Here is a 20,624-nt window from a genome sequence, read left to right as displayed (position 1 = left end):
TTATTTATTTAACATTTTGTTTAATTTTAATAAATTTTTAATCGATTTATTATTTATATACTTTAAAGAAATATATTTGACAAAAAATTAGAAATTATGACAGAAAGTCAATTGCTTCAGACTGTAGAGGAATTTGGTAGCCCAGTATATGTTTATGATGCTGATAAAATTGAATCTCAATATAAAAGACTTACGAATGCTTTTAAAACTGTAAAGCATTTAAAAATTAATTATGCTGTAAAAGCCTTATCAAATATTTCCATCTTAAAATTATTTAATTCTTTTGGTTCGGGTATTGATACAGTTTCAATTCAAGAAGTTCAATTAGGTTTAGCAGCTGGCTTTAAAGCAGATCAAATTATTTTCACTCCCAATGGGGTTTCATTAGATGAAATTGAAGAGGCTGCCAAACTTGGTGTAAAAATAAATATTGACAATCTTTCCATTTTAGAACAGTTTGGAACCAAACACCCAAAAGTGCCAGTATGTATTCGAATTAATCCACATGTGATGGCTGGAGGAAATGCAAATATTTCTGTAGGTCATATCGATTCTAAATTTGGCATATCGATACATCAAATTCCTCATATTCTTCGCATTGTTGAAAACACCAAAATGACCATAAATGGTATTCATATGCATACGGGAAGTGATATTTTGGATATAGAAGTTTTTTTGTACGCCAGCGAAATTTTATTTGAAACTGCCAAACAATTTAAAAATTTAGACTTTATTGATTTTGGTTCTGGTTTTAAAGTTCCTTATAAAGTTGGTGATATTGAAACCAATATAGAAGAATTAGGTGAAAAACTATCTACAAAATTCAATGCCTTTTGTAAAGAATATGGCAAGGATTTAACTCTGGCATTTGAACCAGGAAAGTTTTTAGTTAGTGAATCTGGATATTTCTTAACCAAAGTAAATGCCATCAAACAAACTACCTCAACGGTTTTTGCTCAGGTAGATTCTGGTTTTAACCATTTAATTCGACCGATGTTTTACGGATCGCATCATGAGATAACCAACATTTCAAATCCTAAAGGTCGTGAGCGTTTTTATACTGTTGTAGGCTATATATGTGAAACCGATACTTTTGGAAACAATAGACGCATCAATGAAATTAACGAAGGTGATGTTTTATGTTTTAAAAATGCTGGGGCTTATTGCTTCTCTATGGCAAGTAACTATAACTCACGTTTCCGTCCTGCGGAAGTGTTATGGTTTAATAACAAAGCTCATTTAATAAGAAAAAGAGAAACCTTTGAAGACATTTTAAACAATCAAATTGAAGTTGATTTTTCTATCAAAAAAGAAAAACCTATGGTAAACTAATAAAAAAGGGTTTCAAATTTTGAAACCCTTTTTTATTCATAACTCTTTGTTATTTATTTCTTTAAAAATTTCTTAGTTACTAAACCTTTATTTGTAGATACTGAAACCATAAACAGTCCTGTTTCTAATTGACTAATATTTAATGAAGTTGCACTAGTATCTGTTTTATAAACAATCCTTCCAGCCATATCGGAAATGGTTATAGCCTTTATTTCAACTAGATCTGTAACAACAAAGTGAAGAACATCTTCAACTGGATTGTTTGAAAGTTTTAAATCAAAATCATTTTTTTGATTGTTAGTTGTACTTAAGGTATAAGATGATAAACTTTCCAAAGTGGTATCATCAATACCAGCTACTGGTACTTGTAGACGTGTTGATCTAAAAATCAAATCATCACTATTTGCATCATAATAAAAATACGAAGTTTGGGTTGCTGTTCCCGGAACAATGCCACCCACTAATAAATTTAAATTTTGAATTATTTTTAACCTTGTTACTGGTCCATCAAAAGTACCTACTTTTAAATTGCCCCAAGCATCAACACTAACATTAATGGTACTCGTATTTAAAACGTTTCCCGAAACCGCACCACTAAAAACACCTTCAACAGAATCAGTATTGGAATAACCAAAACTTAAAGGAAAGGTTCCAATAATGGCAAAATTTGTATAATTTAGTTGAATACCTGATGATAACGCAGAAGTCACCGCTATTTCACCACCATTATTATTAAGACCAATGGTGCTTATAATGGTTGAACCCTCATTCGTTTGAATAGTAGAATTAGGACCCGTTACCGAATAGGTGTCTGTTAATAAAATGGTTGTATTAGTTAAGTTTGTAAAATCCCACGATATGTTAGCACCATCAATAGACTGATCAATAGAACCGCTTAAAACTAGATATTGGGATCCCGTGGCACTTTGTAGTTGTTCAATGTTTGCTTGAGAAAAACCCAATAAAGTTGATATAAAAAATAGTGAGAGTAGTTTTGTTTTCATTTATGATTTTTTAATCAATTATTTAATTCAAATTTATAAAAAAATAGCTGCCTGATATCGTTGATATTCAGCACAATAAAGAAAATTTAAAAAACAAATTATTTATTGTTTTTTTACAAAAATGAAAAAGCTGAATAAAACCTTTCTGGTTTAAGGTGAAATGACAAAGTTAATTAATAAGTAAAAAAATACTTTTCACGAAATATTCAAAAGACCAAATTCATTGAGACTTTTGAGCATAAAAGAGGAATAGCTAAAAGAAAAATTTATTTGAATTTTAAACTTCAATATTTCCTTAACAAATGTTAAGCAATTATTGGTTTTTATTCTATTTAAGTTTATTTTCAATAAAATATTTGTTAATTCCCTGTAAATTATCTAATATTACAAGAGTTCCCTAAGTCTTTTTTATTAGCGCTATAATGATAAAAAGACGATATGATTTATTTGAGTTTTGATTTTATAAATCAATTTCATAGACTTTTCAATGGTATTATAATTCCTTATTTACCCTTCATTCATTTTAAAGGGTGCATAAATTATTTTGCAAAAACTAAAATAACAACCTAACTTAAACACTATATTATGAAACACTTTATTACCCTTTTATTTATTGCTACTACCCTTTTCCTAACTTCATGCAAAGATCCTACGGTAGAAAAAAACATCAAAGTATATACAAATACATGGGACGAAATTGTAAATCAAGGTAAGTTAGACTTAATTAATGAGAGTAATTTTTCTACCGATATCACCATGATTTCTCAACCCGAAAACATAGTAGGTATTGAGGATTTTAAAGCGTACTATTCAAATTTCATAACAGGCTTTTCTGATATTAAATTTACGGTTTTAGACGTTTTAGGCCAAGGTGATCAGGTTGTTAAGCATTGGAAATTTGAGGGCAAACATACTGGTGATTTTTTTGGAATACCCGCTACAGGGAAATCGGTTAATGTAGAAGGAGCTACAATCGCTAAAATGAAAGATGGAAAGATTTTGCAAGAACAGGATTTTATGGATAATCTCATTTTTATGGAACAATTGGGAATAGACCCGTATTTGAATCCAAATAACATCATGGTCATTCAAAAGATTTATAATGATTTTGAAAAAGGTGATATACCAGCGGTTGGTGAGGCAATTGCAGAGAATGCCATATGGAATGAAGCTGAAAATTTCCCACTTGCAGATGGAAATCCATACATTGGTTTTGAAGCTATTTTAAATGGGGTTTTTGCAAGAATTGGCAGTGAATGGGAATATTGGAAATTAACAGACCTAAACTTACAAGAAATGACCAATAACAAAATATTAGCTACTGGTCGTTACCAAGCTAAATACAAAAAAAATGGCGCTGAAATAAATCTTCAAATGGCACATTTGTGGACCCTTGAAAATGGTAAAGTTATTCAATTTCAGCAATTTGCCGATACTAAAGGCATAGCAGATGCCATGAATAAATAATTTAAAAATTTAATAATCAAAATTAACAACCATTACTAACAAAAATCGAAAATTATGAGAAAATTAATGTATTTATTATTGTTATTACCACTAGTAGTAATTTCACAAGAAACAGAAAGTTTTTTATTGAACTTAACAGAAATTACTGTAAAACAAGGGCATACTGCACAATTCATTGAAGGATTTAAAACATGGAAGGAATGTTACTTAGAAAATAATGGGGAAGATAAATGGAATGTTTGGCGCAGAGTTCAAGGAGAAGGATCCGTATTTACTATGACAAGTAATATGGCCAATTGGGCAGAAATGGATGAAAGTGGTGATGCTGCTGGAAAAGAATGCCGAATGATTATTGTAAATTTAATCATGCCACATGTAAAAAGTATTCATCGCAATATAGCAAGATCAATACCGGAAATGAGCCGATCAACACCTTGGCCCAGCGATACAGAATTGGTAAATGTTTTCAACTTTAAAACTTCAAATTCATCCGATTTTAGAGAAGTGGTTGGTGCTTTAACCTCTGCCATGAAAAAAAGTGAAGGAGATACCAGAGCTGTTTGGTATAGTGTGGTGGGTGGAGCACCAGAGGTAGCTGATTATTTTGTGAGCGTACCTTTTAAAAACTTCGCAGAACTTGATATAGAGCGAGATAATGTTTGGGACATTTATGAAAAAGTTAATGGTAAGGAAAAAGCCAAAGCGATTAGAGCTAAATTTAGAAATAGCCTATCAAACGAATGGTCTTATATGTATTCTTTAAGTAAATCCCTTTCAAATCAGTAATCTAATTACATAGCTATTAAATAAACTCGGGTATTATAATTTTAGTATCCGAGTTTAATTTATTTGAAACTATTAAATAAATCAACATCTCGAAAATGTATCTCAAACAATCTCTCATTATTGGAATAACTATCGGATTAATTTTTATTGCTGGTTGGGAACTTTATTGGCGTTCTCAAGGCTATTATCCAACACTAAACGACGAAAAAGCGCTTTGGGCCTTAGAAAGGGGCAAAGTTGAAAATGCATCAAAAGGAGAAATCGTACTCTTGGGTTCTTCTAGGACATTTTTTGATTTTCAAAGAAACGAATGGAAAGAATCTACAGGGAAAGAACCCATACAACTGGCATCTACAGGATCTTCTCCCTTACCTACCTTTCATGACATAGTAGTAAATACTGATTTTAATGGAACCGTAGTGATTGGGGTTGCCCCTGGTCTATTCTTTTCTACAACGTTTCCGGGAGCCTTTCCGTGGAGAAGGCCGCAATCTAAGGTAGACTATTATGAAAACGAAACTTACGCACAAAAATTGAATTATCAGTTATCCATTCCATTACAGAATAATCTAGTTCTAATGTCTGCCGACGAAGAAGAATGGGCCGATGATATTGATTTAAAATCCCTATTAAGAAATATTCAAATTGGAAACAGAACAGGAGGGCCCATTATGCCACCTTTTTATTATTTTGGTGATACCTCCATTCGCAGAAATATGGCGATGACCTCTCGGACCGTAACAGATACCGCATTTGCGAATACTATTATTAAGGTTTGGCATTTTTTTGGAAAGGGATCCCCTCCTCCAGACAAAGAATCCACGATGTCTTTCTTTTTAGAAGACTTAAAAAAATTTAAAGCAAAAGGAGGTAAGGCCATTTTAGTGAGATGCCCTTCATCTGGTGGAGTAAGAATGGGTGAAAAAATGGTAATGCCACGAAATGAATTTTGGGACGATTTGGTAAAACAAGCCAATGTGCCTAGTTACCATTTTGAGGATTATGAACAATTCAAGGATTTGGTTTGTCCGGAAGAATCGCATTTATCATTAAAAGATGCACAATATTTTACTACTGAATTGTGCAAGATTATGATACAAGATGGTGTTTTGTCTAATTCTAAAACTAACTAAGTATGTTATTTAATTCATTAAGTTTTGTTCTATTCTTGGTTATCGTTTTAGCACTTTATTATTCAAGAATTTTTAGTTGGACGGGTAAAAAACGTATGCTATTGCTAGCAAGTTATGTGTTCTATGGCATTTGGAATCCTCCACTAGTAATTTTATTATGGATTTCAACAGTGGTTGATTGGGTTGCTGGTAAAAATTTGGCCATTGAAGAAAATGAAAGAAAAAGAAAATGGTGGCTCATATTGAGCATGGTGGTAAATTTAGGTTTTTTGGCATTCTTCAAATATCGCGATTTCCTTCTGGATAATTTCACAACTGTTGTCAATACAGCTTATGGATACGGCTATAAGTCGCAACCAATGGATATCATACTGCCTATGGGAATATCCTTCTATACATTTCAAACCATGTCTTACACTATTGATATGTATAAACGTAAAACAGAAAGGGCAAAAACCTTTTTAGATTTCGCCTTATATGTTACCTTCTTTCCCCAGCTAGTGGCCGGTCCTATCGTAAGAGCTCAAGATTTGATTACCCAATTTTATGAAGAAAAAAAGGCTACTATCAATCAGTTTATTTGGGGATTGTTTTTACTAACCATTGGTTTGTTCCAAAAAGTAGTCATGGCCGATACGTTACTTTCTCAAACAGCCGATTCTGTATTTGGTTCAAATGAATTATTGCATGGTGTAGATGCATGGATTGGTACCTTGGCGTTTTCTGGACAGATATTTTTTGATTTTGCAGGCTACTCAACTTGTGCCATTGGAATAGCTTTAATGCTAGGTATTATACTTCCAGATAACTTCAAATATCCATATGCATCATTAGGATTTTCAGATTTATGGAAACGGTGGCATATCTCTTTATCAAGTTGGTTAAGAGATTATCTCTATATTCCATTAGGAGGTAATAGACATGGTATTTTGAGGCTTTATGTTGCATTAATGGTAACAATGCTCTTAGGTGGTTTATGGCATGGTGCTGCCTGGACTTTTATTGTTTGGGGTGGATTGCATGGTACTTATTTAATATTGGAGCGTTTACAGCGAAGGTATTTACCCTTTAAAATCACTGCCTGGAATGGTATCTTTCTTGCTTTTATTACTTTCTCATGTGTTAATATTACTTGGGTGTTCTTTAGAGCTAGAGAATTCAAAACGGCGTGGAATATGATTAAATCGATGTTCTATATGCAAACAGAAGGTGTTAAAATTTTAGATACATTCGCAATCATCAAAGTAAGCGTTGTTATAGGCTTTATGTTTTTATGTCATTGGTTCATGAGAAATACTTCTATGAAAGAGGTATCCTTAAAAATACCCTCCTGGGTTTTGGGAGTGGTTTGGGCCATCATGCTTTTCCTGATTGTAATAGCTCAAGGAAGCGGTGAACAATTCATATACTTTCAGTTTTAGCATAAGTAAATAGAAACCATTTCATGACATCAGAAACCACAAATATTGCTCCTATTCAAAAGGCGAATCGCATAGATTATCTTGATATTTTAAGAGGTTTAGCCATTTTTTTTATTTTCACAGCCAATATTCCTTTTTTTTCAGGGATTTGGTTTTTTCCAAACGATAGTAGTTTAAGAGAACTGAACCTACCAACAGATGAAGTTTTTGACTTTATTATGTATGCGCTCGTAGATGGGAAATTCTATTCAATATTCTCCTTACTTTTTGGAATTGGCTGTGTTATACAATATAACAACTTAACCTCCCATGGTAAGGCCTTCGCTCCCTTTTTTAGAAAAAGAATGTTCTGGCTTTTAGTAATAGGCCTTATTCATCTTTTCCTACTTTGGCCTGGGGATATTTTAACATTGTATGCTTTTTTAGGCTTTTTATTAATATGGTTTGTAAATAAATCCAACAAGACACTCCTTTTTACAGCTACCATACTCATTCTATTTCCAATAATTAATTGGATTTTTGTTCACCTCACTGGGATATTTTATCCAGGTTATTTTTACCAAAAAAGTAATGAAATCTATCAATATTTTGGTATGCCGCTTACCGAATTTAACGGGAATTTACAACCTGACTTTTCATCCTTTTTGCTAAACACAAATCTTTCCGATTATTTTAAAATGGGACTTGGTAATGGTTTCGTTAGAATCGCCAGAATTTTAGATGAGGGACGAGAATTTAAGGTTTTTGGCGTGTTTTTAATTGGAATTTGGGCTGGGCGAAACATATTGAAAGATAACTTATTAGATAATAGTGAGTTTCTTAAAAAAGTATTCATAATAGGTTTGGTAGTAGGATTACCAATGAACTTAATAAGAACCTATTTGGAATTTTATACTGAAACATCCGAAACGTATCTTTACAATATCATAGCGTATGCATTGGGCACCGTGCCCTTGGCTTTGGGTTACGCTGCTGGAATCGCCTTATTGTGCAAAAAAAATGTATCATTTTTGAATTGGTTTAAACCCATTGGCAAAATGGCTTTAACTAATTACCTCCTTCAAACTATTATTTCAATTACACTTTTTTACGGTATTGGTTTCAATTTTGTTGGAAAATTTGGTTTTACGATTGTTATGGGAATAGCAGTAATCATATTTGCTTTACAAATTATATTGAGCAGATTTTGGTTAAATCATTTCAAATACGGGCCCATGGAATGGTTATGGAGAAAACTCACCTATGGCATCACCATAAAAATTAAAAAATGATTCAAAAAGAGGAAGGCTTAAAAAGACATGTTGGTGTTTTAGGCTTATCTGCTAACATTATTAATATTATTATTGGTTCGGGTATTTTTGTGTTACCTGCTGTAGTAGCCGGTTATATGGGAGCCTCTAGTATTATTGCCTATCTTTTTTGCGGATTATTAATGGCTATGATAATGCTTTGTTTTGCAGAAGCGGGCAGCAAAGTAACCAACACCGGTGGTCCTTATACCTATATTGAAACTGCTTTTGGTGATTATGCTGGTTTTGTAGCTGGTTTTTTTGCTATTGGTAGTAACTTGTTTGCTGATGCTGCCGTATCTAATGCCTTAATAAATATTATAGCTTCTGCATACCCCGTTTTTGAGACTGGCTGGTTACGGTTTTTGTTTTTATTTGTTCTTTTTTATGGTATGGTTTACATTAATGTCATTGGATTAAAACAAGGCATTGGTTTGGTTAAATTCAACACGCTTATTAAACTTATACCATTGCTTTTGCTCATCATTGTAGGATTTAAAGATGTTTCTATTCATAATTTGTATTTTGAAAACTTGCCCACTTTCAAAACACTAGGTGAAACATCACTGATTTTGTTTTTCGCTTTTCAAGGATGCGAAACAGGTATTATTGTTGGTGGTGAAGTTATTAACCCTAAACGCACGATTCCCAAAGCCATTTTGGTTAGCATATCTACTGTTTTGGTAATCTATGTTTTAATTCAAACGGTTTCTCAAGGTGTATTGGGAATCGAATTAACTAATTTTAAAGCAGCTCCTTTGGCAGAAACTGCCAAAGTGGTTATGGGAAATTTTGGATATACGCTTTTAATTTTAGGAGCTATTATCTCAATGTTTGGATACATGAGTGGCACGATATTAAACAGCCCAAGAATAGTTTATGCCTTATCTAGAGATCATGTTATTCCAATAAAGGCTTTATCAAAAATTCACAAATCATATGCTACGCCATACATAGCTATTATTACATATGGTACAATTGGTTTTTCTTTAGCTATTTCAGGTAGTTTTGAGCAATTAGCAATTATAGCTAGCAGCGCTATGCTAATTCTTTATTTAGGAGTAGCATTATCTGTAATTAAACTTAGAAAGACTGACCAAGAACATAAAAATGGTTTTAAAATTCCAGGTGGGAGGATAATTCCTATTTTGTCTATAGTCATCATACTTTACTTTTTATCAAGTTTATCTAAAAATGAAATGATAGGTACTGTAATTGTAATTGGTATCTTAAGTTTAATTTTTTGGCTAATTAAAATTTTTATTAAAAAATAAAGAATGATTAAATTGTTTAGAAATATTCGAAAAAACTTATTGACTGAGAGCAAAAACATCAAATACCTTAAATACGCTATTGGGGAAATTATACTGGTAGTTATTGGAATATTGATTGCGCTTCAAATAAATACATGGAATGAAGAAAATAAGACTAAACATTTAGAAATCAAAATCCTCAAAGAGTTGCATAGTAACCTCAACATTGATTTATTCGGTATTCAGGAAGATATAACCTCTATGGATTTAATAGACAAAGCATGTAAAGAAGTTGTTACTTATCTTAAAACAAAAGACAAACCCGATTCTACATTTAATTATCTAATAACAGCCTTAAGGGTAAGGCCACATTTTGATCCTAACAAAAGTGGGTATGGTCTTTTGCAATCTAAAGGAGTGGAAGTAATTTCAAACGATAGCCTGAGAAATAATATTTCACTTCTATACGAACGTGCTTATACCTACTACAGAAGATATGAAGATGAAAGATTAGATTTTCAGAACTATAATTGCACTGCTAAATTTTTGGAATATTTCTATGAAAATTTTGATGTCAATTCTAGATGGTATGCCAAGTTTTTTATTACTCAAGAAGATTACGATAAATTGAGGAAGGATGAATCTTTTTTCAAACTTGCCTCTGCCATTGCCTTTGAAAACGCAACCCTTCAACATAGAGCCAAACGAACAGAAAAGCATATTATGGACTTATTGGAATTTATTGAAAAACAATTAAACCCAGATTTATCAAATGATTAAATTCTTCCGTAAAATCCGCCAAAGACTAGTTTTTGAAAACCGTTTTAATAAATACCTCCTGTACGCCATTGGCGAGATTATTCTTGTGGTGATTGGGATTTTAATTGCGTTACAACTAAATATTAGAAGAGAAGATTCTAAAGAAACTAAAGCTGCTGAAAAGCTTTTAATAGGTGTTCAAACTGATTTGAAACTAGAGGCTGAACGTATTGACTTTTTGGTGGCGTATTACAGTAAAATTACAGACGGCATTCAGCAGATTATTTTGAATTATCAAGAAAAGGAAAACAATTCCAATAAAGAACTTGGAAAGTTTTTTTTGAACACTCTTGAAATTCGAAAATTTTCCAAGTTTAATACCAACTACCAAACCCTATATGGAAGTGGGCTTCTCCAAGAAATCGAAGAAAAAAAACTTTCAGAAGAAATTATTACCTACTACTCTAAACAATTTTTGGAATGGTCTTTAGAGGTTTACCAACAAAAAGCTGGCGCATTTAATTTTAACAACAATGCCTTATTTAATCCGCTTGATAAACTTAAATCAGATGAAAGTTATCATTCTATTCCAAATTTTAGATTGGATATTAGAACAGATTTTTCAACCAATTTTAAAGAGTTTATAAAAGAACCAGATGTGTTAAACTTCCTTGCAGACCTCTTACATCAAAGTGAACTTGTTTTTAATAATCTTAAAGCCTATAAGGAATCAAACCTTTATCTATCAAACCGTATAGAAAAATACCTTAATAAATGATTAAATTATTTCGTAAAATCCGCCAAAAACTGTTGGTTAAAAATAGTTTCAAGAAATACTTTCTTTACGCCATTGGCGAAATTATACTGGTTGTTATTGGGATTCTTATTGCTTTACAAGTAAATAATTGGAATTCCAATAGATTAGAACAAAAAAACATGAACTCCATCTTGGAAGCTATAAAACTAGATTTACAAACCGATATTAAAGAAACTACTCGTCTTAACAAATTCAACCAAACCTATTTAAATTTTAGAAGGCAAATTTTGATGCTTAAAAACTTTGACACACTACCACTTGATACTTTAACCTTAATCATGCGAAAACGAACGAGTCAATATACCCTTAATTTAGCAGCCTTTAATAAGCTAACCAATCAAGGTTTTACCAAGCTATCTAAAAACGATACACTTAATAAAAAACTTTACCATTACTACAGCGTAATTAAAGAAAAATCTGAAGAAATGAATAACTGGGAACGTAATTCAACATCACAAGAGTATGAAAATTTATTAAGCTTGGGAAATATTGAAATAGATGCAAAGCACTACAATATAACCGAAATGGAAAACATACCTACTTTTCAAGATTCTATTTCCTTGCGGGATAACATTATTAAAGTCATTACATCCATTGATGGAAGAAACCTATTGAAATCTGAGGTTTTTAGGAAAATTAGATTAATCTATTTTTTTGATAACCGTAATCAATTTGCAACTGACCTTATTTCTGAAATTGATAAAGAACTTTCCAACTGAAACTAACAGTTTATATTACAATGGTCTAACAATCAACTAAAATTGAGATGATTAAATTATTTAGAAATATTCGAAAAAAACTGGCTTCTGAAAATAAAACGGCCGCATATTCCCGTTACGCTTTGGGTGAAATTGTGCTGGTAGTTATTGGCATTTTGATTGCCTTACAAATCAATAACTGGAATGAACACAAAAAAGAAAGCAAAGAGCTTAATCAATATTTATATAAAATTGCAAGCAATGTAAAACAGGACATCCAACAAATTGAAGTTTTAAAAGTTAGAAGAGATACCGTTAGGGCCAGAGCTATTAGAAGCACAAATGAACTATTAAAACAAGACTTTTCTAATATTGAAAATATTTTACAAGGAGGCATTGTTTTTGTTGAATTTTATTTTATACCAAATAAAAGTGGCTTCGAGGCGCTAAAAAACTCACCCTTTCTTGGTAAAATTAACAATACTAAAGTAGATAGTTTACTATCTGTTTATTACAGTCGTGTTGACAAAACTTATAATGATGAGCTAAGTTATAACAATTTCATTGAAAGTATGGAATCTCAGATAAGTATAAGTATTGACAAAACTCCTTACTTTAATTTAGCAAAAAAGAGGAGAGATAATGAGAATATTGACTATAACGAATTTCAAGATGTTTTACCTTATATTCAAAATAACGCATACAAATCTGCCATGTATAGAACTTTATCAGAAAGAACTTATTTAGTAAACTACCCAAGATTAATGGATATAGGAAATGCCTTAATTCAGGAAATCAATCAATTTTGTGACATTGAACACTAAAACATGAGAGCATGATTAAATTTTTTAGAAACATACGTCAAAAACTTCTCAACGAAGGCAAAACGGCCAATTATCTGAAATATGCCCTTGGTGAAATTATTCTGGTTGTCATTGGAATTCTCATTGCCTTACAGATTAACAATTGGAACGAAAAACGTAAGGAAAAAGCCTTTGAAACAGAAATGCTTCAATCCTTTAAAGAGTCTTTATCCTCAGATCTATCAGATATTGAATACAATATAAAACAGCATATCAAAGGCCTTGCCGCCTGCGATTCCATTTTAATCTTTTTAAAACCTGATATCGATGTAAATATAGATACATTGAGTACACTCTTCGCCGATGCTTTCTTTGTTACGCGTTTTGTCTATTCGACAAGTGCTTTCGAATCACTAAAAGCAAAAGGGGTAAATATTATTTCAAACAAATCATTACAAAAAAAGATAGTCGATGTCTATGACTCACGCTATCGTTTTTTTGCTGTATCCGAAAATGACTTTATAGAAAACTATTGGTTAGGAATACAACATATTTTTCCTACTAGATTTGAAGAAGGCTTAAATTATGACCTCAATAGCAAAGGTTATCCAGGAAGTCTAAAACCGAGAGATGTTGAAGCATTAAAAAATGACAAAGAATTCATTTACTACTTAAAAACAAATAGAAATTGGACAAATCTTATCATCAACTTTCATTATGAGGGACTAAAATCAAATATTGTTGAGTTATTGGATTTAATTGACAAAGAATTGAAACTAAATAATAATTTATGATTAAATTCTTTAGCCAAATACGCCACACCATCATTATGGAAAACTCAAAATCAGCCCGCTATTTAAAATACGCCTTAGGCGAAATTATTTTGGTAGTTATTGGTATTTTGATTGCTTTGCAAATTAATAATTGGAACCAAAATCGCATCAACAAGGCGTACGAACTAAAAATGCTTCGTGAACTGGTTGAAGACTTGAAGTTGGACACAACTTTTATGAATGTTCAATTTAAAAGGATAAAACGTTTTGATGAATCGGTTAAATTGGTCTTAAATGACCCACAAAACTTGAAAGAAAACGGCAATTTATTTCTTTTTGGTAGCGTTTATTTTATCCAAAACACCAAAGCTATAGAAACCATTAAAGAAGGAAATGTTCAAATTCCCTTTAATGACAATCTCCGTAAACAGATCAATGCACATTATCATAGTTCTCGTTTTTATTTAGATCTTTTATCAATGGAAGACAAGAACTTTATTGAATTTAGAGCTATTCCTTTACAAAAATCCCAATTTCAAATTCAAAAAAATCCTAATTCGAAAGACTTTGATATTGAACCATCCGTTATTGACTATGAGACAACTATAAAATCCAAAGAATTCAACGATTATATATTGTTGAGAAAATCTAGGATTAATCGGTGGAACTGGGCCTACCAAAAAATTATGGAATCGACTTTGGAAAGTATAGATTCCATTAATTTGTACCTTAAAGAACACAAATAATCACTAAGTGATTAACATTAATTCCATGATCAAATTCTTCAGAACCATCCGTCAACACTTATTACTTAAGGCAAATACACTAACCACATGAAATTGGCCATTGGCGAAATTGCACAGTTGAAATCTGCATTTTAGAGCCTTATCGACTAATAAATGGTATGAAAAGAGATAATTAAAGCCAACTGGAAAAACTTCCATTGAAAAATTAACATTTTCTAAAAAAAATTAAAATTAGAAAATCTTACCTTTCTAAGATGAATGGATTTGATATTGTTATGGTTATAGCCATAATCCTTTTTGCGAGATTGGGGGTAAGGTTGGTTACTGGATTTATAAAAATGAAAAAGGAGTCAAAAAAAAACAAAAATTAAAGTATTAAAGATTCTTAAATTAACGTTTAGTTTTATGCCAAAGGTAAAAATTCAAAACAGGCTTAAAGCATTGATATTCTTATTTTTATTAAGTATTAGCTACAATTTAAAAGCGCAAAACGTAAGCTCTATAAAAAGAATTATAAAAGACTCTGTAGTTATAGATTTAATTAATCCATTTTTATGCCCCATAGAGTTTTCATTCAAACCAAAGAATGAGAAAAACATAAGTTTTAATTACAAAAGCGAGATTTTAATCAAAGCGAACGATACCAACTTTAATGTCTTTAAATTTCCCTTATCTGTAATCAAAGACACATCAAAAATAGATATTAATGAATTTGTAGAGTCCAAAGGTTCGTTTGGCGATTCAAAAAGTATAAAATTAGATAAAGATTTTCTATTTAAACTGCCATTTCCAAAAAACAAAAAGTATAAGGTTATACAGAGTTTTGGTGGGAAATTTTCACATAATTTACCGCACTCTAAATTTGCTATCGATTTCAATCTTGAAATAGGTGATACCATAACTGCTGCCAGAAATGGCAAGGTGTTTTATGTGAAAGAAGATTCCAAAAAACATGGTAAAACAAGGGATTTCATTAAATATGCAAACAAAATAAATATTTTACATGATGATGGTACCATTGCAGATTACGCACATATTGATTTTAATGGTGCGCTTGTAGAAGTGGGAGATTATGTTGAAGCTGGACAGCCCATTGCATTGTCTGGTTTAACTGGTTTTACAACCACACCTCACTTGCACTTTGTTGTTTTTAAAGGAAAAAACGTGTCTTTCCCGATATATTTTGAAGGTTATAAAAATAAGATCTTAAGGAAAAATTCTTTCTATTACAGAAAATAATTTCGGTGTTATTCCCTAACCTTCCCTGAAAAAACGCTAGCTTTCGAATTAAACGGATTCCCTGAAGCGCGACGCAACATAACCACTTGTCCGCAATGCCATAAGGCATCAGAAATTGGACCATTAATGATATTCCAGAATGGGAATCTATCATTATCAAATTTTGATAAATCGTCTATTTCCTTTAAAATATTGGAAGCTTTTTCAATATTTAAAAGTGTCTGAATTCGTTTTTCTTCAAAAGTAAAAACTTCTTCACTACTCTTAATTCCCGTATCAGAGATACTGTTTAAAATAAAATTTGACAACCCTAAAATATGGTCAATAGTTTCCTCGCTGGTTCTTCCAGATTCACTGGCTTTAAAACTTAAGTCTTCTGCTCTTAAACCTTCTGTTGCCCAATAATATCGAAATCCCAATCCATCCATCATTCTTGAGGCAACGGTTCCTGCGGTATAAGTTTCAGCTTCTTCAGGTATTTCGTAATATGGTAATTTTTGTTCTTCCTGCGCCATCGTAATGAATGATGTTATCAGAGCTAATGTTAGAAAAATCTCCTTCATAAATTTAAACAATTAATTCTTAATAGTTTCTGAACTAGAGATAGGGTTCACACCATACTTATCGAATAAATAAACCAAAGCCGTCATAGTGGCAGCACCAAGCTCCAACTCCCTTTTATTGATGGCATCAAAGATATCATTACTCGCATGGTGATGATCGAAATAACGTTGAGAATCTGGACGTAAACCGGCTAATACTGTGGTCTCAGACTTTAACGGACCAATATCAGCACCACTTCCACCCTTCTCAAAATAATGAATCAAATAGGGTTTAAACAAGGGTTGCCAACTTAATACTTGATTAAAACTGGCATCATTACAGTCAAAACTAAACCCACGAGGTGTAAAGCCTCCTGAATCGCTCTCCAAAGCAAATACATGGTTTTCATCTTTTTGTTTGGCAACTTCAGCATATTTTCTACCACCACGCAAACCATTTTCTTCATTCATAAATAATACCACACGAATACTTCGCTTTGGTTTGATACCTGACTCTTTTAATAATCTTAAAACGTCCATGGATTGTACCACACCTGCACCATCGTCATGCGAACCATCGCCTAAATCCCAAGAATCCAAATGTCCACCAACTAACATAAATTCATTTGGAAACTCACTACCCGTAATTTGCCCAATCACATTATAAGATTGTACATCAGCTAATTGCTTACAGCTTTGTTTAAAATAAAACTGAATATTATTATTAAGAGTTAACATGGTACTTAATAACTCAGCATCGTTGGTACTAATAGCAGCAGAGGGAATACGCTTTTCAACAGGTAAATCTTCGTAGGTCATAGCTCCTGTATGCGGTAAATCGTCTAATCTTAAGTTCATGGAGCGTACAATAACGCCTACAGCACCATATTTTGTAGCTTCAACAGCGCCTTGATAACGTTGGTTTACACAACCTCCATAAGCTTCAAAAGTGTGAATTAAATCGGGTTGCATCGGGCGATTATAAAACACTATTTTACCTTCAATATTTTCTTTACCAAGCTTTTCAAGTTCTTCAAAATTTTTAACCTCAACGACGTTGGCTTTTATACCTAATGCGGGAGTTGCAACAGAACCTCCCAATGCACAAATATTGACATTGGTGGTTTTTCCAGGTTCACTTTCAATAAAAGCAAACTCTTTGGCACCTCTTACCCATTTGGGTACCATAACGGGTTGAAGCCAAACTTTATCCAAACCTAATTTATCGAGTTCTTCTTTGGTGTAAGCCACTGCCTTTTCTGCGCCCAAAGACCCCGACAACCTGCTTCCTATTTGATTAGATAAATGATTTAGCCATTCGTAACTTTTTCCATTGGTAAGCGATTGGGTGTAAATAGTCCGAAAAACTTCTTCATCAGTTTGAGAAAATGATAAAATGGAACTTAAAGTGATTACAGTAAATAATAATTTATTCATAGGTGTATTTTATAATTTTAAAGATAGTATTTCTCTAAAATTTACTATTAAATAAAGGCATAAAATTGTGTTAACAATAATCGAGGGTTGCGTTTACAATTATAGCGACATTTTTTATGGACTTCTTTGGAAGCAACATTAAAAGAGACAACGAAAAGCGTAATAAAATAAACAAAAACTATTCACTATTAAGCTGTTGTCTATACAATTGTAGGTTAGCTTTGATATCATCATCCAACTCTGGCTCTTGAATGTCGGTGTATTTGCTCAAGGTATCATACATGGTTTTAGCTACCAAATATCTGGCAGTTGGTTTGTCATCGGCAGGAATGGTGTACCAAGGCGCATGCGGTTTTGAAGTTCTATTTAAAGCATCTTCGTAACATTCTTGGTATTGATCCCAAAGTTTGCGTTCCTTCAAATCACCTGGAGAAAACTTCCAGTTCTTTTCTTGCTTACGTAAACGCCTTAACAATCTATTTTTTTGTTCTCCTTTTGAAAGATTTAAAAAGAATTTAAAAATAATCGTTCCGTTTTCGGCTATATGTTTTTCAAAATTATTGATTTGTTCAAAACGTTGGTTCCAAAAAGCATCGTCAATATCTTCAACCGAATTGATGGTTGGAATATTTTCATTCAAAATATAGTTCGGGTGCACTCTTGTTACCAATACGTTTTCGTAATGTGTTCTGTTAAAAACCCCAAATTTACCACGTTCTGGCAATACTAAATAGTGACGCCATAAATAGTCATGTCCAAGCTCCAGTTCCGTTGGCACTTTAAAACTATGGGATTCCACCCCTCTAACATTAAAATCCTTGAAAACCTCTCGTACCAAACTATCTTTACCCGAGGTATCCATACCTTGCAAACAAACCAATACGGCATATTTGTTGTGGGCATACATGGTGTTTTGCAAGTTTCCTAATTTCTTTCTTATTTTTCTTAGTTCTCTTTCCGCGTTTTCAATAACCACTTTGGTTTCAGAGTTTTTTAACGATATGTGTGAATTTACCTTGTAAATATCTGTGTTTACTTCTTCCATGTTTTGAATTTATAATATTTCATAAATATAGTAAATCCATATTTTCGATGAAATACATATGTAATTATAATGTTTTTAATACTTTCGCTTTACCTACATGTCTAACCAACCCCAAATCTCATGAAAAAAGTTTTTTTATTACTATGTCTTTCAACCATATTTACTGTTCAGGCGCAGTCCGATTGTGATGATGCCAACTCATACCTAGTAAACGCTTATTCGCACGTAAAAGATGCTTATGAAGCCAATAATATAAGTCACTTGAAATATTATGCAAACCGATCTTTGGAATCATTCAACCTTTCAAAAAAATCATTAAAGAATTGTGACTGCGAAACAGCTCTAGTTCTTGCCAACAAAAGCACTGATTTATTGGCAAAAGTTGAAGATACTCAAACCTATGAAGACGGACGCTTTTATGTAAAAAGAGCGAGAGATTTAAGTAAAGAATGTATCATAACTGTAGACAAATGCTCTGTTACCAACTATAGTAACGAAATTGCCACCTCCGAAAACAGACAAGTTTCTGATTTACAAGATGAGCAGTTAAATTTAAGAAAGCAGCAAGAAGCACTAAAACTCAAACAGGAAAAAATTAAAATCCAATTAGAAGAACAAAAGAAAGAAGAATTAAAACTTAAAAAGGAACAATTAATTCTTTCCTTTGAAGCCGCTATTTCTGAAAATATAAAAACTTACAATGAAACTCTTAAAGTTTGTAATTGCAATCATAACACTATAAGTGTTAACAATCCTTCAGAAGCTTTATTCATGAAAAGTATTAAAGAAATTAAAACGCATTACAACAACAACCTTAAAACATTAACATCTAACTATTTACGAGAATTAAATGCTTGTAACGACTAAACGAAATTAAAAACAAAGCCCACAAAATTAATTTTGTGGGCTTTGTTTTATTTACTGGCAAAAGCCTTAACATCTTGTTCACTAACTTCACTTCCTCCTAAAATGATTAAGCGCTCAATAACATTACGTAGCTCTCTTATGTTTCCTGTCCAATTATATTCCTGAAGTAATTTAACAGCTTTATCAGAAAATGATTTTTTGGTAGTCCCTTGCTCTTCCGAAATCTTTTCAGAAAAGTGATTAATTAGCATAGGAATATCTTCTCTTCTTTCGTTTAAAGCAGGTACTTTAATTAAAATGACAGCTAGCCTGTGATATAAATCTTCACGGAATCTACCTTCTTCAATTTCATTTTGTAAATTTTTATTAGTTGCTGCGATAACCCTAACATCTACCTTGATATCCTTATCACTTCCGACACGCTGTATTCTGCTTTCTTGTAACGCGCGGAGCACTTTAGCTTGGGCGGATAAACTCATATCTCCTATTTCATCCAGAAAAATCGTACCTCCGTTAGCTGCTTCAAATTTTCCGGCTCTGTCTTTTGCGGCACTTGTAAAAGCTCCTTTAACATGACCAAACAATTCACTTTCAATCAACTCAGACGGGATAGCCGCACAATTCACTTCAATCATGGCACCTTTGGCTCGCTCACTTTTTTGATGTAGCCAATGTGCCACCAATTCCTTTCCTGTGCCATTTGGCCCTGTAATCAACACTCGGGCATCAGTCGGGGCTACTTTATCAATAATATCCTTTATTTGCGAGATGGCTTCACTCTCTCCGATCATTTCATATTTTTTACTTACCTTTTTCTTTAGGATTTTATTTTCAACAACCAATTCCTTTCTATCTAACGCATTGCGAACGGTATTTAAAAGCCGATTTAAATCTGGTGGTTTTGAAATATAATCAAATGCACCCAATCGCATAGTATTCACTGCAGTATCTAAATCTCCATGACCCGAAATCATCACAATTGGTATTTCTGGTTTTAGTTTTTTCACAGCTTCCAATACTTCAACGCCATCCATTTTTGGCATTTTTATATCGCAAAGTATCAAATCGAAATCGTCATTTTTTATTTTTTCAATTCCTACTAAGCCATCTTCAGCTTCTTCAACTTGGTAAGCATCATTTTCTTCTGAAAGAATTTTTAGCAATACACGTCTAATAGCCGCTTCGTCTTCAATTACTAATATTTTTGACATCT

The 20,624-nt window shown here is 32.4% G+C and carries 20 protein-coding genes; 15 read left to right on the top strand and 5 right to left on the bottom strand.

What is annotated here, in order from left to right; all coding sequences use genetic code 11:
• The first annotated feature begins 96 nt into the window (after positions 1–96).
• Positions 97–1,332 carry a diaminopimelate decarboxylase gene (gene lysA, locus ABD963_RS13375; RefSeq protein ID WP_345277618.1) on the top strand — a complete coding sequence of 412 codons (1,236 nt, stop codon included), beginning with the start codon at positions 97–99 and terminating at the stop codon, positions 1,330–1,332.
• Between the two features lie 53 nt (positions 1,333–1,385).
• On the opposite strand, the gene ABD963_RS13370 is transcribed toward lysA, so the two are convergent.
• Positions 1,386–2,336, bottom strand: a complete 951-nt coding sequence (locus ABD963_RS13370; protein ID WP_345277616.1) for a T9SS type A sorting domain-containing protein — start codon at positions 2,334–2,336, stop codon at positions 1,386–1,388.
• A gap of 585 nt (positions 2,337–2,921) precedes the next feature.
• On the opposite strand from ABD963_RS13370, the gene ABD963_RS13365 reads away from it, so the two are divergent.
• The 13 genes from ABD963_RS13365 (at position 2,922) to ABD963_RS13305 (ending at position 15,520) form a co-directional block, all read left to right on the top strand.
• Positions 2,922–3,803, top strand: a complete 882-nt coding sequence (locus tag ABD963_RS13365) for an ester cyclase (RefSeq protein WP_345277614.1) — start codon at positions 2,922–2,924, stop codon at positions 3,801–3,803.
• Between the two features lie 54 nt (positions 3,804–3,857).
• Positions 3,858–4,589 (top strand): hypothetical protein, encoded by a 732-nt coding sequence (locus ABD963_RS13360; protein WP_345277612.1) that lies wholly within the window; start codon positions 3,858–3,860, stop codon positions 4,587–4,589.
• 95 nt (positions 4,590–4,684) lie between these two features.
• A complete protein-coding gene (locus ABD963_RS13355; RefSeq protein ID WP_345277610.1) occupies positions 4,685–5,722 on the top strand; it encodes a hypothetical protein in 1,038 nt (345 codons plus the stop codon).
• 2 nt (positions 5,723–5,724) lie between these two features.
• Entirely contained in the window at positions 5,725–7,143 is a 1,419-nt protein-coding gene (locus tag ABD963_RS13350) for an MBOAT family O-acyltransferase (RefSeq protein WP_345277608.1), read from the top strand.
• Positions 7,144–7,166: 23 nt separating this feature from the next.
• Complete coding sequence (locus ABD963_RS13345; protein ID WP_345277606.1) at positions 7,167–8,414, top strand: DUF418 domain-containing protein; 1,248 nt, start codon at positions 7,167–7,169, stop codon at positions 8,412–8,414.
• Positions 8,411–9,706, top strand: coding sequence for an APC family permease (locus ABD963_RS13340; protein ID WP_345277604.1), 1,296 nt, complete (start codon positions 8,411–8,413; stop codon positions 9,704–9,706). The genes ABD963_RS13345 and ABD963_RS13340 overlap by 4 nt, the downstream gene beginning before the upstream one ends.
• A gap of 3 nt (positions 9,707–9,709) precedes the next feature.
• A complete protein-coding gene (locus ABD963_RS13335) occupies positions 9,710–10,465 on the top strand; it encodes a DUF6090 family protein (protein ID WP_345277602.1) in 756 nt (251 codons plus the stop codon).
• On the top strand, positions 10,458–11,222 hold the full coding sequence (locus ABD963_RS13330) for a hypothetical protein (protein ID WP_345277600.1): 765 nt from the start codon (positions 10,458–10,460) through the stop codon (positions 11,220–11,222). The genes ABD963_RS13335 and ABD963_RS13330 overlap by 8 nt, the downstream gene beginning before the upstream one ends.
• Positions 11,219–11,980, top strand: coding sequence for a DUF6090 family protein (locus ABD963_RS13325; RefSeq protein WP_345277598.1), 762 nt, complete (start codon positions 11,219–11,221; stop codon positions 11,978–11,980). The genes ABD963_RS13330 and ABD963_RS13325 overlap by 4 nt, the downstream gene beginning before the upstream one ends.
• A gap of 47 nt (positions 11,981–12,027) precedes the next feature.
• Positions 12,028–12,783: a DUF6090 family protein gene (locus ABD963_RS13320; RefSeq protein WP_345277596.1), complete on the top strand. Its 756-nt coding sequence runs from the start codon at positions 12,028–12,030 to the stop codon at positions 12,781–12,783.
• Positions 12,784–12,794: 11 nt separating this feature from the next.
• A complete protein-coding gene (locus ABD963_RS13315) occupies positions 12,795–13,556 on the top strand; it encodes a DUF6090 family protein (RefSeq protein WP_345277594.1) in 762 nt (253 codons plus the stop codon).
• Positions 13,553–14,281 (top strand): DUF6090 family protein, encoded by a 729-nt coding sequence (locus tag ABD963_RS13310; protein WP_345277592.1) that lies wholly within the window; start codon positions 13,553–13,555, stop codon positions 14,279–14,281. Before ABD963_RS13315 ends, ABD963_RS13310 begins: the two co-directional genes overlap by 4 nt.
• A 405-nt stretch (positions 14,282–14,686) precedes the next feature.
• Positions 14,687–15,520, top strand: a complete 834-nt coding sequence (locus ABD963_RS13305; RefSeq protein WP_345277590.1) for a M23 family metallopeptidase — start codon at positions 14,687–14,689, stop codon at positions 15,518–15,520.
• Positions 15,521–15,528: 8 nt separating this feature from the next.
• Here ABD963_RS13305 and ABD963_RS13300 read toward each other — a convergent pair whose 3' ends face one another.
• From ABD963_RS13300 to ABD963_RS13290, 3 genes are all read right to left on the bottom strand, one after another.
• A complete protein-coding gene (locus ABD963_RS13300) occupies positions 15,529–16,083 on the bottom strand; it encodes a hypothetical protein (RefSeq protein WP_345277588.1) in 555 nt (184 codons plus the stop codon).
• 12 nt (positions 16,084–16,095) lie between these two features.
• The gene (locus ABD963_RS13295) at positions 16,096–17,499 is read right to left on the bottom strand and encodes a M20/M25/M40 family metallo-hydrolase (RefSeq protein ID WP_345277586.1); all 1,404 of its coding nucleotides are present in this window, start codon (positions 17,497–17,499) and stop codon (positions 16,096–16,098) included.
• A gap of 178 nt (positions 17,500–17,677) precedes the next feature.
• The gene (locus tag ABD963_RS13290; protein WP_345277584.1) at positions 17,678–18,544 is read right to left on the bottom strand and encodes a PPK2 family polyphosphate kinase; all 867 of its coding nucleotides are present in this window, start codon (positions 18,542–18,544) and stop codon (positions 17,678–17,680) included.
• 120 nt (positions 18,545–18,664) lie between these two features.
• Between ABD963_RS13290 and ABD963_RS13285 the strand changes: the two genes are divergently transcribed.
• Complete coding sequence (locus ABD963_RS13285; protein ID WP_345277582.1) at positions 18,665–19,411, top strand: hypothetical protein; 747 nt, start codon at positions 18,665–18,667, stop codon at positions 19,409–19,411.
• Positions 19,412–19,458: 47 nt separating this feature from the next.
• Here ABD963_RS13285 and ABD963_RS13280 read toward each other — a convergent pair whose 3' ends face one another.
• A complete protein-coding gene (locus tag ABD963_RS13280) occupies positions 19,459–20,622 on the bottom strand; it encodes a sigma-54-dependent transcriptional regulator (protein ID WP_345277580.1) in 1,164 nt (387 codons plus the stop codon).
• Positions 20,623–20,624 lie beyond the last annotated feature (2 nt).

This window comes from Litoribaculum gwangyangense (assembly GCF_039543505.1).
GTDB lineage: Bacteria > Bacteroidota > Bacteroidia > Flavobacteriales > Flavobacteriaceae > Litoribaculum > Litoribaculum gwangyangense.
The sequence above is the reverse complement of the archived record's forward strand: the minus strand, read 5'-3'. Positions and strand labels throughout refer to the sequence as shown.

Coding starts and splice junctions, on each gene's coding strand:
- lysA (WP_345277618.1), top strand. CDS start 97: ATGACAGAAAGTCAATTGCTTCAGACTGTAGAGGAATTTGGTAGCCCA.
- ABD963_RS13370 (WP_345277616.1), bottom strand. CDS start 2,336: ATGAAAACAAAACTACTCTCACTATTTTTTATATCAACTTTATTGGGT.
- ABD963_RS13365 (WP_345277614.1), top strand. CDS start 2,922: ATGAAACACTTTATTACCCTTTTATTTATTGCTACTACCCTTTTCCTA.
- ABD963_RS13360 (WP_345277612.1), top strand. CDS start 3,858: ATGAGAAAATTAATGTATTTATTATTGTTATTACCACTAGTAGTAATT.
- ABD963_RS13355 (WP_345277610.1), top strand. CDS start 4,685: ATGTATCTCAAACAATCTCTCATTATTGGAATAACTATCGGATTAATT.
- ABD963_RS13350 (WP_345277608.1), top strand. CDS start 5,725: ATGTTATTTAATTCATTAAGTTTTGTTCTATTCTTGGTTATCGTTTTA.
- ABD963_RS13345 (WP_345277606.1), top strand. CDS start 7,167: ATGACATCAGAAACCACAAATATTGCTCCTATTCAAAAGGCGAATCGC.
- ABD963_RS13340 (WP_345277604.1), top strand. CDS start 8,411: ATGATTCAAAAAGAGGAAGGCTTAAAAAGACATGTTGGTGTTTTAGGC.
- ABD963_RS13335 (WP_345277602.1), top strand. CDS start 9,710: ATGATTAAATTGTTTAGAAATATTCGAAAAAACTTATTGACTGAGAGC.
- ABD963_RS13330 (WP_345277600.1), top strand. CDS start 10,458: ATGATTAAATTCTTCCGTAAAATCCGCCAAAGACTAGTTTTTGAAAAC.
- ABD963_RS13325 (WP_345277598.1), top strand. CDS start 11,219: ATGATTAAATTATTTCGTAAAATCCGCCAAAAACTGTTGGTTAAAAAT.
- ABD963_RS13320 (WP_345277596.1), top strand. CDS start 12,028: ATGATTAAATTATTTAGAAATATTCGAAAAAAACTGGCTTCTGAAAAT.
- ABD963_RS13315 (WP_345277594.1), top strand. CDS start 12,795: ATGATTAAATTTTTTAGAAACATACGTCAAAAACTTCTCAACGAAGGC.
- ABD963_RS13310 (WP_345277592.1), top strand. CDS start 13,553: ATGATTAAATTCTTTAGCCAAATACGCCACACCATCATTATGGAAAAC.
- ABD963_RS13305 (WP_345277590.1), top strand. CDS start 14,687: ATGCCAAAGGTAAAAATTCAAAACAGGCTTAAAGCATTGATATTCTTA.
- ABD963_RS13300 (WP_345277588.1), bottom strand. CDS start 16,083: ATGAAGGAGATTTTTCTAACATTAGCTCTGATAACATCATTCATTACG.
- ABD963_RS13295 (WP_345277586.1), bottom strand. CDS start 17,499: ATGAATAAATTATTATTTACTGTAATCACTTTAAGTTCCATTTTATCA.
- ABD963_RS13290 (WP_345277584.1), bottom strand. CDS start 18,544: ATGGAAGAAGTAAACACAGATATTTACAAGGTAAATTCACACATATCG.
- ABD963_RS13285 (WP_345277582.1), top strand. CDS start 18,665: ATGAAAAAAGTTTTTTTATTACTATGTCTTTCAACCATATTTACTGTT.
- ABD963_RS13280 (WP_345277580.1), bottom strand. CDS start 20,622: ATGTCAAAAATATTAGTAATTGAAGACGAAGCGGCTATTAGACGTGTA.